Genomic DNA, 15,519 nt, shown 5'->3' with positions numbered 1-15,519 from the left:
TTCGCGTGTCTCGACTTCGCTCGACACGAACGGGAGCTTAGGTTTTGGCTTCCGCTCCCGGTCGCAAACCGACAATCACGCCGCCTTCTTCGCCTGCCGATATTGATGCAGCAGCGGCTCGGTATAACCCGACGGCTGGGTCACCCCCTCAAAGATCAGCGCCCGCGCCGCCCGATAGGCAATCCCGTCCGGCGTCAGCTTTTCGTAGAGCGGGTCGCCGGCGTTCTGCGCATCGACCTTCGCCGCCATCCGCACCAGCGCGGCATCGACCTGCTCGGGCGTGCAGACGCCGTGGAGCAGCCAGTTCGCCAGCGCCTGCGACGAAATGCGCAAGGTCGCGCGGTCCTCCATCAGCCCGACGTCGTCGATGTCGGGCACCTTCGAACAACCGACCCCCTGGTCGATCCAGCGCACGACATAGCCCAATATGCCCTGGCAATTATTGTCGAGCTCGCGCGCGACCTCGGCCTCGCTCCAGTTGCGCCCCGCCGTGACGGGAATGTTCAGCAGCCGGTCGAGCGCCGGCACGGCCTCGCCCGCGATCTCTTTCTGCCGCGCGAACACATCGATCCTATGATAATGCAGCGCGTGCAGGGTCGCGGCGGTCGGCGACGGCACCCAGGCGGTGTTCGCGCCCGACTTCGGATGGCCGATCTTCGCCTCGATCATCGCCTTCATCAGGTCGGGCATCGCCCACATGCCCTTGCCGATCTGCGCCTTGCCGCTGAGGCCGCAGGCGAGCCCGATACGGACGTTGCGGTCCTCATAGGCGGCGATCCAGTCGCTCGCCTTCATCTCGCCCTTCGGGATCATCGGCCCCGCGCGCATCGAGGTGTGAATCTCGTCGCCGGTGCGGTCGAGGAAGCCGGTGTTGATGAAGACGATGCGGTCCTTCACCGCCGCGATGCAGGCGGCGAGGTTGGCCGAGGTGCGGCGCTCCTCGTCCATCACCCCGACCTTGACCGTGTGGCGCGCAAGGCCGAGCATATCCTCGACCGCGTCGAACAGCCGGTCGGTGAAGCCGCATTCTTCGGGCCCGTGCTGCTTGGGCTTGACGATATAGACGCTGCCCGCGCGGCTGTTGCGGAGCGTGCCGAGCCCCTTGAGGTCGTGCAGCGCGCAAAGGCTGGTGATCACCGCATCGCACAGTCCCTCGGGCGCCTCGCTGCCATCGGGCAGGCGGATCATCGGCGTCGTCATCAGATGCCCGACGTTGCGCACGAACAGCACGCTGCGCCCGTGCAGCGTGAACGCCTCGCCCGACGGCGACGTCCATTCGCGGTCGCTCTCCATCGCGCGGGTGACGGTCTTGCCGCCCTTGTCGAAGCGCTCGACCAGATCGCCGCGCATCAGCCCGAGCCAGTTGGTGTAGCCGAACGTCTTGTCCTCGCCATCGACCGCGGCGACGCTGTCCTCAAGGTCGATGATCGTCGTCAGCGCAGCTTCGAGCAGTACGTCGGCAATCCCCGCCGGATCGGTCCGGCCGATCGCGCTGTCAGGATCGATCACCAGTTCGATGTGCAGGCCATTATGCTTGAGCAAAATGCCGCCGGGTTTGCTGCCCGCCCATTGCGACGGATCGGCGAGGGTCAGCTCGCCGCCCTGCCAGTCGGCCCAGCTTCCCGACGCCAGCGGCACCGCCTCGTCGAGGAAGGCCTTCGCCCGCGCGATCACCGCCGCGCCGCGTTCCGCGTCGTAGCCGCCGGGCTTCGCCGGCGGCGCATCGAGCGCGTCAGTGCCATAGAAAGCGTCGTAGAGGCTGCCCCAACGCGCATTGGCGGCGTTCAGGGCGAAGCGCGCATTGAGCGCGGGCACGACGAGCTGCGGCCCCGCCATCGTCGCGATCTCGGGATCGACATTCGCGGTGCCGACCTGAAACGGCGCGGGCTCGGCGACGAGATAACCGATCTCGCGCAGGAACGCCTGATAGGCGGCCGGATCATGCGCCTGTCCTTCCCTTGCGCGATGCCAGTCGTCGATCTTCGCCTGCAAATCCTCGCGCTTGGCGAGCAGCGCCGCATTCTCGGGCGCGAATTTGCCGAGCAGCGCCGCGAAATCGCTCCAGAATTTATCGGCCTCGACCCCGGTTCCGGGCAGCGCCTTGTCTTCGAGGAAGGAAATGAGTCGCGAATCGACGGACAGGCCGTGGCGATCGAGGAAATCAGTCATGCAACACCCTTTGGTCGGCGCGAATGCGCCCGTGGACCCGGGGAGGAAAGGGCCGCCGCCCTATGGCGCGAATGACGGGGCTTGGCAATGGGGCGGTGAGCGTCAGCGCGACCGCGCGGTCTCCGCCCGCCGATGGTCGCGCCGCGCCTTCAGGAGGTCGTGCCGCGACAGGATTCCGAGCACCCGCCGCGTCGCGGCATCGACGATCGGCACCCGCCCGACCCCCGTCTCGACCATCAGGTCGGCGATCTGGCCGATCGGCGCGTCGGCGTGCGCGACCGGCTGCGCGGCGTCGGACACCAGATCGGCAAGCGTCCGGTCGCGCGGCATGTCGGCGACGCGCCAGCCGAGCACGTCGCTCCGCGACACCAGCCCCACGAGCCGCCCTTCGCCATCGACGACGGGATAGCTGCGGTGCTGCGCGCCGTCGGCGAAGAAATCGAGGACGTCGCCCGCAACCATCTTTCCGGGCAGCGTCGCGGGATCGGGCGTCATCAGGTCGCGCGCCTGGACGAGGTCCATCGGATCGACGACATATTCCTGCCGGATGTGCCGCCCGCGCCGCGCGATCTTTTCGGTGAGGATCGACCGCCGCATCAGGAGGACGCTGACCGCATAGGCCGCGCCCGCGCTCGCGATCGTCAGCGGCAGCGCGGCGAATAGCCCGGTCACTTCGGCCGCAAACAGCGCGCCGGTCAGCGGCGCGCGCATCGCCCCGCTCAATATCCCCGCCATCCCGACGAGCGCCCACACGCCGGGATGGCCGAGCCAGAGCTGCCCCGCCAGCGCCCCCGCCGCCCCGCCGAGGATCAGCAGCGGCGCGAGGATGCCGCCCGACGTCCCCGAGCCGAGCGCGACCAGCCACACCACCGCCTTGACGACGAGCAGCGCGACGATCACCCGCGTCGCGAGCGACCCGTCGAGCAGCGCCTGGATGCTGCCATATCCGGCGCCGAGGACATGCGCGTCGATCAGCCCGCCGAGCCCGACGACGACCGCGCCGAGCGCCGGCCACCACATCCAGTGCAAAGGCAGCCGGTGAAACGCATCCTCGATCCGGTAGAGCAGCGCGGACAGCAGCGCCGCTTCGAGCCCGACGACCAGCCCGAGCAGCGCGGCCACCGCAAGCGCCGGCCCCATCGCGGGCAGCGCGGCGGCGAGCGGAAACATCGGCCCGCTGCCGATGAGCAGCGGTCGCACCCCCATCGCGACGAGCACCGCGACGACCACCGGCACGAAGCTGCGCGGCTTCCACTCGAACAAGAGCACCTCGAGCGCGAGCAGGATCGCCGCGAGCGGCGTGCCGAAGATCGCGGTCATCCCCGCCCCCGCGCCTGCCACTAGTAGCGTCTTGCGCTCGGCGGCGCTCAGATGAAAGCGCTGCGCGAACAGCGACCCGATCGCGCCACCGGTCATGATGATCGGCCCTTCGGCGCCGAACGGCCCGCCGCTGCCGATCGAGATCGCCGCCGAAATCGGCTTCAGCACCGCGACCTTCGGCGACAGGCGGCTCTGCGCATAGAGGATCGCCTCGATCGCCTCGGGGATGCCGTGCCCGCGGATCTTGTCCGATCCGAAGCGCGCCATCGCCCCGATGATCAGCGCGCCGAGCACCGGAATGGCGACGACGAGCAGCCCGACCGACGCATCGGTGATCGCGGCATTGGCGGTCGAAATCCGCCCGAACCAGAAGAGGTTCGTCGCAAGCGCGATCGCCTTCAGCAGCACCCACGCCCCAAGCGCAGCCCCCGCCCCGACGACCAGCGCCATGCCCGCGAGCAGCAGCATCCTCTTGTCGGCGCTATGGTCGGCGAGCTTGTGCGAAACGGCGGACGGGGCAGACATGGCGCTTCCGAATGGGGTTGATTGGATTCGCCGCGCCAATATATCGCACTACGATATAATTCAATGGAGCTTTGCCGATGGCCGATACGGCCCTGACCGATGAGGGATTGGCCGATGCCGACTATGCCGCGCTCGCCGATTTCCGCCATGCGCTGCGCGGATTCCTGGCGTTCAGCGAAGCGCGCGCCGCCGAGCAGGGGCTGACGCCGCAGCAGCATCAGGCCCTGCTCGCGATCCGCGCCGCGCCCGATGCGCCGACGATCGGCGCCATCGCGCGGCACCTGATGCTGAAACCGCACAGCACGACGGGTCTTATCAACCGGCTTGCCGATCAGGGCTGGATCGAACGAATCGCCGCCGCCGAGGACCGGCGCCGCGCGCGGCTGCGGCTGACGGACAAGGCGCGCGATGCGCTGGCCGCGCTGTCGGCGACCCATCGCGCCGAAATCCGCCGGATGCGCCCGATGCTGGAAACCATGCTCGCGGCGATCGGGTGAAAGCGGTCAGGCGGCGCCGCGCGCGGGCGCCGGCGGCAGATCGCCGAGCGCGACGCGGACCTGGTTCCGCCCGCCCGCCTTGGCGCGGTAGAGTGCACTGTCGGCGCGCTGGAACAGGTCGGACAATCCCTCGGGCCGCATCAGCTGGGCGACCCCGAACGATGCGGTGAAGCGGCGGTCGATTCCGAGCACGGGCAATTGCGCCTCGGCGAAGGCGGTCCGCACCGCCTCGGCATAGAGCCGCCCGTCGGACAGCAGCGCGGAGGGCAGCAGCACCGCGAATTCCTCGCCGCCGACGCGCCCGACGATCGCATCGGCAGGCGCCGCGGCGGACAGCATCGCCGCGAAATGCGCGATCACCCCGTCGCCCGCCGCATGGCCGAAATTGTCGTTGATCTGCTTGAAATGGTCGAGGTCGGCGGCGATCAGCACCGCCTCGCGCTCACCGCGCGCCAGCGCCTCCTCGGCATGCTGCTCGAACCCGCGCCGGTTGAACACGCTCGACAGCGAATCGGTTTCGGAGCGGGCGATCATCTCGGCGGTTGTGTCGCGCATCGTGATCAGCAGCAGCACCAGCGCGATCGCCATCAGCGCGACGACGCTGCCGCTCTGCGAGATCGCCGCATAGGTCGTCGCCATATAGCCTTGCGGCGCGCGCGCCGTCCCGACCATCGCGGCGAACAGCGGCTTGAGGAGATAGAGCATTGCCGCCACCCCCTGCAACGCGATCAGCAGCAGGTCGAGCGCTTGCCGGCGCCCCGAGCGCCAGATCGCCAGGCCGAACAGCGCCTGCATCGCAAAATAGGGCAGCTGGTAAAGTGCGAGGCGCAACAGCGAGCCATAGGTCATGCTGAAGATCACCGGCACCAGCAGCAGCGTCGCGGTCCATATCGCGACCATCGCACGCCACGGCGGAAGCACGCGATAGTGATGCGATACCCCGATCAGCGCAAAGCTGAGCGCCGACAGAAAGACGAGGAAGATGGCAACCCCAACCGGGGTCGGATCGCTCTGCTGCGTCAGCAGGAATTCGAGGCCGACATTGACGATCCCCATGCCGTAGCCGAGCGCGAGCCACCACGCGCCGCGCGCGCTCCGGTTCGTCGCCGCGACCACGGCAAAGGCCACGGCGAAAATGCCGGCGACGGACATATTGATGCCAAGCACGAAGGCAGCAGTCATCGACCCACTCATCATTGGTCCGAACGCGTAGCGATACGGCGACGAAATTTCGGTTAATGCCCCCCGGCATCAAATATGATTCGCGCCTGTGTAGGCGCGCGCGCCTCCGGCAATCAGTGACTTACGGTATCGCGGCGACAAAATGCGCGGCGGGGGTGCCAAAGCCTCGCGCCGCTCGCTATAGGCATTGGATGACCACCCTCACCGCAAGCGAAAGCGCGACCCTCGAACGCGCCGCCGATGCCCCGATGCTCGCCGCGGTCGAGCGCTGGGCGGCGGTGAACAGCGGCACCGGCAATCTCGCGGGCCTGAAAATCGTCGCCGGACAGCTCGCCGACGCCTTCGCCGCGCTGCCCGGCGACGTGCGGCTCGTCGCGACCGACCCGGTCGAAAGCGTCGACGCCGCAGGCAATGTGAGGACGATCCAGCGCGGCGATCATCTCCACCTTCGCGTGCGGCCCGACGCGCCGGTCCAGCTTCTGCTCACCGGCCATATGGACACGGTGTTCGCCGCCGATCATCCCTTCCAGGCCTTGCAATGGCTGGAGCCCGGCGTGCTCAACGGCCCCGGCACCGCCGACATGAAGGGCGGCATCGCGGTAATCCTCGCGGCGCTGACCGCACTCGAAGCCTCGCCGCTCGCATCGCGCGTCGGCTATGACGTGATGATCAACAGCGACGAGGAAACCGGCAGCCAGGCGTCCGCCACGCTGATCGCCGAGCTGGCGAAGGGCAAGGCCGCGGCGCTCACCTACGAGCCCGCGCTCCCCGACGGCACGCTCGCGGGTGCGCGGCCCGGCAGCGGCAATTTTTCGGTGCTGATCCACGGCCGCCCGGCGCATGCCGGGCGCAACCCCGAGGAGGGGCGCAACGCGCTCGTCGCCGCCGCCGATCTGGCGCTGCGGCTGAATGCGCTGAAGGCCCCCGACCTCAAGGTCAACCCGGCGAAGATCGACGGCGGCGGGCCGAACAATGTCGTCCCCGACCAGGCGATCCTGCGCGTCAACATGCGCCCGATGACCCCCGACGCGATGGCCGCCGCCGAAGCCGCGCTCCGCGATGCGATCGCCGCGATCTCGCGCGAGCATGACGTGCATTGCCACCTCTACGGCGGCTTCAACCGCCCGCCGAAACCGCTCGACGCCGCCGCGACGCGGCTGTTCGAGCTGGTCCGCGATTGCGGCAGCGCGCTCGGCCTCTCGATCGGCTGGAACGCGACCGGCGGCGTCTGCGACGGCAACAATATCGCCGCGTGCGGCGTGCCCGTCGTCGATACGATGGGCCCGCGCGGCGGTGCGATCCATTCGGCGGACGAATTTCTGATCGTCGACAGCCTTGCCGAGCGCGCACAACTGTCGGCGCTGACCCTAATGAAAATAGCGGAACGGGGGACTGTGTGAATTATGTGATCCGGGCGGCGCGCCCCAGCGATCTCCAGAGCATCTATGAAATGGCGAAGCTGACCGGCGGCGGCTTCACCAACCTGCCCCCCGACCGGCAGGCGCTCAGCGCCAAGCTCGAACGCGCCGCGGCGGGCTTCGCGTCGGAAAAGGAATATCCCGCCGACGAGCTGTATCTGATGGTGCTCGAAGACCTCGACAGCGGCGAGGTGCGCGGCACCTGCCAGATTTTCGGCCAGGTCGGCCAGCGCTGGCCCTTCTATTCCTATCGTATCGGCACCGACAGCAAGCATAGCGAACAGCTCGGCCGCACCTTCCACGCGCAGGTGCTGATGCTCAGCAACGACCTCAACGGCGCGAGCGAGGTCGGCGGATTGTTCCTCCACCCCGCGGCGCGCGCCGGCGGGCTCGGGCTGCTGCTCGCGCGCTCGCGCTACCTGTTCATCGCGCGCCACCGTGCGCGCTTCGGCGACCGCATCCTCGCCGAGCTGCGCGGGGTGATCGACGAGGCGGGGGGCTCGCCCTTCTGGGACGGGGTCGCGGGCAAATTCTTCGGGATGAATTTTCAGGAAGCCGACCAGTTCAACGCGGTCCACGGCAACCAGTTCATCGCCGATCTGATGCCCAAACATCCTGTCTATATCGCGATGCTGAGCGAGCACGCGCGCAGCGTCATCGGCGTGCCCCATCCCACCGGCCGCGCCGCGATGCGGATGCTCGAGAATGAGGGCTTCGCCTTCGAAAATTACGTTGACATCTTCGACGGCGGCCCGACGATGACCGCGCGCACCGATCAGGTCGCCAGCATCCGCGACGCGAAGCATGTCGAGGTGACGGGGATCGCCGAGGGCGGTGCCGACGCGCTGATCGCAACGGGCAATCTCGCCGATTTTCGTTGCTGCTTCGGCAAGGTCGGCCCCGACGCCACGATCGATGCGGAGGCTGCGCGGATTTTGGGCGTCAAGACCGGCGACCAGATCAGCTGGATCGGACGATAGTGGAAATTGCATCCCTCCCCTTCAGGGGAGGGCAGCGAGACTTGGGAGCTTGCTCCCTAGTCGCAGCGGGTGGGGGCCAGAGGCCTTGCGCAAGGCGGCGGCCCCCACCCCAACCCAGTGGCAGGTCGATCATGCCCCCGGCATGGTCTAATCTGTCCGGGGGACAGATTACCTGCCACTCCTGAAGGGGAGGGGCTTCAGGAAAGAAGACCATGCTCACGGAAATCAATTTCGACGGCATCATCGGCCCCAGCCACAATTACGCCGGGCTCAGCCGCGGCAATATCGCCTCGGCCAGCCACGCCGGCGACGTGTCGCAGCCGCGCGCCGCGGCGCTGCAGGGCATCGACAAGATGCGCCACAATCTCGCGCTCGGCCTGCCGCAAGGCTTCTTCATGCCGCTCGACCGCCCCGATGCGCCCTGGCTCGAAACGCTCGGCACCTCGCTCGACGCCGCCGAGACGCATCTGCGCGCCCAGGCCTGGTCGGCCTCGTCGATGTGGGCCGCGAACGCCGCGACCGTCTCGCCCGCGCCCGACAGCGGCGACGGCAAATGCCATCTGACCGTCGCGAACCTCGTCACCATGCCGCACCGCAGCCACGAATGGCCGGGCACCCTCGCGCAGCTTCGCCTCGCCTTCGCCGATTCGGCCTTCGCGGTCCACGGGCCCATTCCCGCCCCCTTCGGCGACGAGGGCGCCGCGAACCATATGCGGCTCTGTGCCGGCCACGGCCAGCCCGGCGTCGAGATTTTCGTCTATGGCATCGGCGGCGGCCGCTTCCCCGCGCGCCAGCATCTCGACGCATCGAAAGCGATCGCGCGCAAGCATCGGCTCGACCCCGCGCGCACCCTCTTCATCCGCCAGTCGGACACCGCGATCCAGGGCGGCGCCTTCCACAACGACGTCGTCGCGGTCGCCAACGAGCGCGTCCTCTTCACCCACGAAACCGCCTTCGAGGACCGCGAAGGCGCCCACGCGCAAATCCGCGCCGCCTTTCCCGAGGTCGAGATCGTCGAAGTGCCCGCAAGCGCGGTGAGCCTGCCCGAGGCGATCAAATCCTATCTGTTCAACGCCCAGCTCGTCACGCTGCCGGATGGCGACGGCATGGGGCTGGTTCTGCCGACCGAGGCGCGCGACATCCCGCCGGTGTGGAGCTGGCTCGAGGATCATGTCGCGGGCAACGGCCCGATCCGCCGCCTGCTGCCGGTCGATGTCCGCCAGTCGATGGCGAACGGCGGCGGCCCCGCCTGCCTCCGCCTGCGCGTCGTCGCCGACCCTGTGACGGTCGACCCGCGCTTCATGGCCGACGACGCAAAGCTCGACCGCATCGCGTCGGTCGTCGCCGCGCACTGGCCCGAAGCCATCGCCCCCGCCGACCTCGCGTCGGATGCGCTGGTCCGCGACGTCCAGCGCGCCCGCGCCGCGCTGCTGGAGGCGCTGGAGCTGGGGGAATTGATTTAGGGGGGTGGGTTTCGACCGTTTGCGGACGTTGGCAGGCTTGCTAAGTCTGCTGTATGAATGAACAGCTAAACCAAGCAACTCATGATGAATGGCAAACCCAGCTATATGAAGCCATCTATCAATTTAGCTCAACTCTGCGCAAGTTGAACGATACGAATCCTTGGCCAGAGAATGCCGTGCTTGGACAAGCCATCAACACATTAGCTACCGAGCTGTGGGACCGCCGTTTTCACCTGAGTGAAATACAGAGGGCACTGGAAGAGGCCGCTGCCGATTTACCTCGATATGCAGCGGACCAAGAGGTTCGACCTTAACGTCCGCTCCCACCCCCGAACCGATTACCCCAAAAACGGCGCCACCACCGCATCGGTCACACGCAGCGGCCGCCCGCTCGCCTTGTCGAGCAGCGCCCACACCGTCCGCGCCCGCACATGCACTTTGCCGTCTGCGCCGGTGAATTCCATGAAGCGATCGAACTTCGCCCCCTGCGGCCTGTCGGCGACCCACGTCCGCGCCGTCACCGTCTCGCCGGGGCCGAGCGCGCGCAGATAATCGATCTCGTGCCGCACCACGACCCAGATGTACGCATCCTTGTGGCTCTGCGGCGCCGCGGCGTCCCAATGCCCCGTCGCGACCTGCTGAATCCACTGGACCCAGACGGCATTGTTGACATGGCCGAGCTCGTCGATGCTCTCGGGCGTCGCGGTGAGTTGGAGAGAAAATTCTTTCATCGGCCGCCCAGACTATGTCGAGATTCAGTTCGTGGTGGAGCGAGAATGGCGGGCTCTGAGAACCGGCGCGCTGCGTACTTCAGTACGTGAGCACCGGAAGCGCAGGAGACGGCCGTTCGCAGCCCGCCACGGGCTGAATATCGGCATAGTCTACGCCAGCTCCACCGTCGTCACCATATAGCCCGCATCGCGGAGCGAGGTGACGAGGCTGTCGAGATGCTCGCGGTCGCGCGCCTCGCATTCGATGTCGGTGATCAGCCCCTTGGCGGGCAGCGTGGTGAAGATGCGCTGGTGATAGATTTCGATGATGTTGACCTGCTTCTCGTCGAACAGCTTCATCACCTTGAACAGCGCGCCGGGCCGGTCCTGCAGCCGGATACGCAGCCGCGCGATGCGCCCCGAACGCGCGAGGTCGCGCAGCAGCACATTGGCGAGCAGCCGCGTGTCGATGTTGCCCCCGGTCAGCACCAGCCCGACCTTGCGCCCGGCAAATTCCTCGGGATGCGCGAGCATCGCCGCGAGCCCCGCTGCCCCCGCGCCCTCGACCACCGTCTTCTCGATCTGGAGCAACAGGCTCACCGCCCGCTCCAGATGCCGCTCGGCGACGAGCACGATATCGTCGTTGAGCTCGGCGACGACCTTGCGCGTATAGGCGCCGGGCTCCTTGACCGCGATGCCCTCGGCCAGCGTGTCGCCCTCGCACGCCATGTCGACGCCGTTGAGCTCGGCGTACATCGACGGATAAAGCTCGGCCTGCACCCCGACGAGGCGCATGTCGTTCTTGATCCCGCGCGCCGCGGTCCCCATGCCGGTGAGCAGCCCGCCGCCGCCGATCGGCACGATCAGCGTATCGAGCTCGGGCACATCCTCGAGCATTTCCAGCGCCACCGTCCCCTGCCCCGCCGCGACATGCGGATGGTCGAAGGGATGGACGAAGGTCAGCCCGCGTTCCTTTTCGAGCTCGCGCGCATGGGCATAGGCGTCGTCGAACGTCTCGCCGTGGAGGACGATCGTCGCGCCATGGCTCGCGGTCTGCGACACTTTCACCTGCGGCGTCGTGCTCGGCATCACGATCGTGACCGGCACGCCGAGGCGCTTGCCGTGATAGGCGAGCCCCTGCGCATGATTGCCCGCCGACGCCGCGATCGCGCCGCGCGCCTTCGCCTCGTCGCTCAGCAGCAGCAGCGCGTTCAGCGCTCCGCGTTCCTTGTACGCCGCGGTGAACTGCAGATTCTCGAACTTCAACCAGACCTCGGCGCCGACCATCTCGGACAGCGTCTGCGACTTCAGCGTCGGCGTCCGCACGACCGCACCGTTAATTCGCCCCGCCGCCGCGCGCACATCGTCCAATGTGATCGCCGGAAAATCGGCGGCGGAGGTCAGGGTGGGTTGATCGGTCATAGCGACAGGCGCCCTAGCCTATCTGGCGCGTGAAGCAAACAATGCTATGGACCCTGCATGAGCGAACAGAAATTGCGCGTCACTTTCATCGGCACCGGCGTCATGGGCGGGCCGATGGCGGGGCATCTCGTCAAGGCGGGGCACGCCCTCACCGTCTACAACCGCACCCGCGCCAAGGCCGATGCCTGGGTCGCCGCTTATGGCGGTGCTGCGGCGGCGACCCCAGCGGAGGCCGCGAAGGACGCCGATGTCGTCCTGACCTGCGTCGGCAACGACGACGACCTCGCGCAGGTCACGCTCGGCCGCGACGGCGCTTTCCGGGCGATGCGGAAGGGCGCGCTGTTCATCGACCACACCACCGTTTCGGCGCGGATCGCGCGCCAGCTTTCGGTCGAGGCCGAGGGACTCGGGCTACTCTGCGTCGACGCGCCCGTCTCGGGCGGCGAATCGGGGGCGCAGGCGGGAACGCTCTCGGCGATGTGCGGCGGGACGAAGACCGCGTTCGATGCTGCCGAGCCGGTCATGCGCGCCTATGCCGCGCGCATCACCCATATTGGCGGCCCCGGCGCGGGGCAGACGACGAAGATGGTCAACCAGATCGCGATCGCCGGGGTGCTTCAGGGCCTGTCCGAAGCCGTCCGCTTCGCGCAGGCATCGCGGCTCGACACCGGCAAGGTGTTCGAGGCGGTGTCGGGCGGCGCCGCGGCAAGCTGGCAGATGCTCAACCGCTGGGGCACGATGGCGAAGGACGAGTTCGACTTCGGCTTCGCGGTCGACTGGATGCGCAAGGACCTCGGCCTCGCGATCGACGAGGCGCGGGTGAACGGCGCGACCTTGCCGGTCGCGAGCCTCGTCGATCAATTCTACGCCGATGTGCAAAAGGCGGGCGGCGGACGCAAGGATACGAGTTCGCTCGTGACGAGGCTGCCGAAATGAAGCGTCTCGTACTTGCCTCGCTCGCCCTCCTCCTCGCCGCCCCCGCCCACGCCGACACCCTTGTCGATAACGTCAACGGCATCACCCTCGACAAGGACGGCAAGGTCGTGCGCTTCACCGGCCTGCTCGTCGGCAGCGACGGCAAGGTCAAGCAGCTCCTCGACCGCAAGGACAAGCGCCCCGAACGCCCCGATTTCAGGGAGGACGGCAAGGGCCGCACGCTGATCCCCGGCCTGATCGACGCGCACGGTCATGTCATGGGCCTCGGCTTCCAGCTGATGCTCCTCGACCTCTCGGGCACCAGCAGCCTCGCCGAGGCGCAGGAGGCGATCCGCAAATATGCCGCCGAGAATCCGGAGATTCCGTGGATCATCGGATCGGGCTGGAATCAGGAGAAATGGGGCCTCGGCCGCTTCCCGACCGCCGCCGACCTCGACGCGATCGTCCCGAACCGCCCGGTCTGGCTCGAACGCGTCGATGGCCACGCCGGCTGGGCCAACACCGCCGCGATGAACGCCGCGAAGATCAGCGCAACAACCAAGGCGCCCGAAGGCGGCCGCATCGAAATGGCGGGCGGCAAGCCGAGCGGCATCTTCGTCGACGCCGCGGTCGCGCTCGTCGACGCCGCGAAGCCCAAGCCGCTCGCGCGCGACCTCGACCGCGCCTTCCTGCTCGCGCAGGCGAAATTGCTGTCGCAGGGGATCACCGGCATCGCCGACATGGGGACGACGATCCAGGACTGGCAGGCATTCCGCCGCGCCGGCGACAAGAAGCAGCTCGCGATCCGCGTCCTCAGCTATGGCCGCGACATCGACAATATGGCGCTGATCGCGGGCGGCGAGCCGACCCCGTGGCTCTATGACGACAAGCTGCGCATGGTCGGGGTCAAGCTCTACCTCGACGGCGCGCTCGGCTCGCGCGGCGCCTGGCTGAAGGCACCCTACAGCGACGCGCCGGGGCAGAAGGGCCTGCCGCTGCTCACCCCCGCGCAGCTCCGCAACAAGATGGTGCGCGCGACGATGGACAAGTTCCAGGTCGCGATCCACGCGATCGGCGACGCCGCCAATGCCGAAGCGCTCGCCGCGATCGACGACCTCACCCGCGACCTTCCGGGCGACCGCCGCTGGCGCATCGAACATGCCCAGATCGTCGATCCGCTCGACATCCCGAAATTCGCCGAATTGAAGGTCATCGCCTCGATGCAGCCGACGCACCAGACCAGCGACCGGCTGATGGCCGAGGCGCGGCTCGGCCCCGACCGGCTCAAGGGCGCCTATGCGTGGCGCAGCATGGAAAAGGCCGGCGTCCGCCTCGCCTTCGGCTCCGACGTGCCGGTCGAAAGCGCGAACCCCTTCCCCGGCATCGCCGCCGCCATCTCGCGCACCGGCGCCGACGGCCAGCCCGTCGGCGGCTGGCACCCCGAAGAGACGGTGAGCCGCGAAACCGCGCTCGACGGCTACACCCGCACCGCCGCCTTCGCCGCCTTCGCCGAGGACCGGCTCGGCACGCTGATGCCCGGGATGCGCGCCGACTTCCTGATCCTCGACGCCGACCCGCTGCTCGCCAGCCCCGACGAGATCCGCAAGATGGTCCCGCTCGAAACCTGGATCGGCGGCTACCGCTATTACAGGAAGGGCGGCTAGAGCGTGACGCCATCCTTCGAAATCGTCATTGCGAGCGGCGAAGCCGCGCGGCAATCCAGAGTATGCGTAAACCGCTCTGGATTGCTTCGCTCCGCTCGCAATGACGAAATGTCTTACTTGAAGGTCATCACATTCTGATGGACCGCCGCCGCCTGATCGCCGCGCTCGGCGCCGTCCCGGTCGCGCTCGCGCTTGGCGCCGCCAAGAAGGAACCGAAGCGCAAGGACCCGCCCGAGCCGCGCGCGTCGCGCCGCCGCAAGGGCGCCAGGCCGCCGCCCAAACATGCCGACGTCGCGGTGATCGGCGCGGGTGCGCTCGGCGCGTGGACGGCGTGGCACCTCGTCCGCGCCGGGCTCAGCGTGCGGCTGTTCGACGCCTATGGCGCGGGCAACGGCCGCGCCGCCTCGAACCTGCCGTCGATGATGCTCGACCCGGTGCAGGGCGGCGACGCGCTTTACGCGGCGCTCGTCGACGACAGCCGCGAGGCGTGGCAACGCCTCTCCGACACCGCCAGCCTGCCGATCCTGACGCCGTGCGAGGCCGTCACCGCGCTCGCCGCGACCGACAGCTTCGCCGAGCCGCGCGGCACCGACCGCACCACCGGCGAGCGCCTCCGCGACCGCTTCGCCCGCATCGCCTGGCGTCCCGACGAGGCCGTGCTGCACGCTACTAAGGGCGCGATGATCGCGGGCCGTCGCGGGGTGCTCGAAACGATCCTCGACGCGCAGGTCGAATGCGAGGACATCGTGATGCCCGCCCCGCTGCGCGACAAGAAGCAGGACCTCTACCGCCTCCCCGACGGCGGCACCGCGCAGAGCCTCGTCTATGCGACAGGTGCTTGGGCGACCGAGCTGTTCCCGCAGACGCTGCCGCCCGCGCGCCTCTCCGCCGCGCGCCAGCAGGTCTTCCACTTCGGCCCCGGCCAGGGCGACACGCAGTTCCGCCCGCCCGCGATGCCCGCCTTCGTCGATCGCGCCTATGGCTTCAACCTGCTCCCCGACGTCGAGGGCGTCGGGGTGCGCGTCTGGAAGAGCGCGCCCGACGCCAGCGTCGATCCCGACAGCTTCGACCGCCGCGCCGATATCGATGCCGGCGCCCTCGCCGATGCGCGCCAGTGGATCGCGGCGCGCCTGCCGCACCTCGCCGATGCGCCGGTGATCGCCAGCGCCGCCGTGCACGACTGCCGCACCGCGACCGGCGACCTGCTGCTCGACCGCCTGCCCGGACAGGAGCGCGCGTGGATCGTCGGCGGCG

Annotated in this window: 13 protein-coding genes; 8 read left to right on the top strand and 5 right to left on the bottom strand. The window is 68.4% G+C overall.

The window, feature by feature from the left end; translation table 11 throughout:
• Positions 1-75 precede the first annotated feature (75 nt).
• Positions 76-2,169 (bottom strand): malate synthase G, encoded by a 2,094-nt coding sequence (locus ACE3SL_RS15795; RefSeq protein WP_374526677.1) that lies wholly within the window; start codon positions 2,167-2,169, stop codon positions 76-78.
• A gap of 102 nt (positions 2,170-2,271) precedes the next feature.
• A complete protein-coding gene (locus ACE3SL_RS15790; RefSeq protein WP_374526676.1) occupies positions 2,272-4,014 on the bottom strand; it encodes a chloride channel protein in 1,743 nt (580 codons plus the stop codon).
• 77 nt (positions 4,015-4,091) lie between these two features.
• Here ACE3SL_RS15790 and ACE3SL_RS15785 point away from each other — a divergent pair, with 77 nt between their 5' ends.
• The gene (locus tag ACE3SL_RS15785; RefSeq protein ID WP_374526675.1) at positions 4,092-4,511 is read left to right on the top strand and encodes a MarR family winged helix-turn-helix transcriptional regulator; all 420 of its coding nucleotides are present in this window, start codon (positions 4,092-4,094) and stop codon (positions 4,509-4,511) included.
• Between the two features lie 6 nt (positions 4,512-4,517).
• On the opposite strand, the gene ACE3SL_RS15780 is transcribed toward ACE3SL_RS15785, so the two are convergent.
• A complete protein-coding gene (locus ACE3SL_RS15780) occupies positions 4,518-5,693 on the bottom strand; it encodes a GGDEF domain-containing protein (RefSeq protein WP_374526674.1) in 1,176 nt (391 codons plus the stop codon).
• A 191-nt stretch (positions 5,694-5,884) separates the two neighbouring features.
• Between ACE3SL_RS15780 and ACE3SL_RS15775 the strand changes: the two genes are divergently transcribed.
• The 4 genes from ACE3SL_RS15775 (at position 5,885) to ACE3SL_RS15760 (ending at position 9,868) form a co-directional block, all read left to right on the top strand.
• The gene (locus tag ACE3SL_RS15775) at positions 5,885-7,093 is read left to right on the top strand and encodes a hydrolase (protein ID WP_374526673.1); all 1,209 of its coding nucleotides are present in this window, start codon (positions 5,885-5,887) and stop codon (positions 7,091-7,093) included.
• Positions 7,090-8,091: an arginine N-succinyltransferase gene (locus tag ACE3SL_RS15770; protein WP_374526672.1), complete on the top strand. Its 1,002-nt coding sequence runs from the start codon at positions 7,090-7,092 to the stop codon at positions 8,089-8,091. The genes ACE3SL_RS15775 and ACE3SL_RS15770 overlap by 4 nt, the downstream gene beginning before the upstream one ends.
• A 212-nt stretch (positions 8,092-8,303) precedes the next feature.
• Complete coding sequence (locus ACE3SL_RS15765) at positions 8,304-9,554, top strand: N-succinylarginine dihydrolase (protein ID WP_374526671.1); 1,251 nt, start codon at positions 8,304-8,306, stop codon at positions 9,552-9,554.
• Positions 9,555-9,607: 53 nt separating this feature from the next.
• The gene (locus ACE3SL_RS15760; protein ID WP_374526670.1) at positions 9,608-9,868 is read left to right on the top strand and encodes a hypothetical protein; all 261 of its coding nucleotides are present in this window, start codon (positions 9,608-9,610) and stop codon (positions 9,866-9,868) included.
• A 24-nt stretch (positions 9,869-9,892) separates the two neighbouring features.
• Here ACE3SL_RS15760 and ACE3SL_RS15755 read toward each other — a convergent pair whose 3' ends face one another.
• Positions 9,893-10,285: an acyl-CoA thioesterase gene (locus ACE3SL_RS15755; protein ID WP_374526669.1), complete on the bottom strand. Its 393-nt coding sequence runs from the start codon at positions 10,283-10,285 to the stop codon at positions 9,893-9,895.
• Positions 10,286-10,435: 150 nt separating this feature from the next.
• Positions 10,436-11,686, bottom strand: a complete 1,251-nt coding sequence (locus ACE3SL_RS15750) for a threonine ammonia-lyase (RefSeq protein WP_374526668.1) — start codon at positions 11,684-11,686, stop codon at positions 10,436-10,438.
• Between the two features lie 57 nt (positions 11,687-11,743).
• On the opposite strand from ACE3SL_RS15750, the gene ACE3SL_RS15745 reads away from it, so the two are divergent.
• From ACE3SL_RS15745 to ACE3SL_RS15735, 3 genes are all read left to right on the top strand, one after another.
• Entirely contained in the window at positions 11,744-12,622 is an 879-nt protein-coding gene (locus ACE3SL_RS15745) for an NAD(P)-dependent oxidoreductase (protein ID WP_374526667.1), read from the top strand.
• Positions 12,619-14,265 (top strand): amidohydrolase, encoded by a 1,647-nt coding sequence (locus ACE3SL_RS15740; protein ID WP_374526666.1) that lies wholly within the window; start codon positions 12,619-12,621, stop codon positions 14,263-14,265. Before ACE3SL_RS15745 ends, ACE3SL_RS15740 begins: the two co-directional genes overlap by 4 nt.
• A gap of 137 nt (positions 14,266-14,402) precedes the next feature.
• On the top strand, positions 14,403-15,519 hold a 1,117-nt coding region (locus ACE3SL_RS15735), incomplete at its 3' end, for an NAD(P)/FAD-dependent oxidoreductase (protein ID WP_374526665.1).

The sequence above is a fragment of the Sphingopyxis sp. genome, assembly GCF_041916015.1.
In the GTDB taxonomy this organism is placed as follows: domain Bacteria; phylum Pseudomonadota; class Alphaproteobacteria; order Sphingomonadales; family Sphingomonadaceae; genus Sphingopyxis.
Note: the sequence above shows the minus strand (reverse complement) of the source record. Positions and strands in the feature narration are given on the sequence as shown.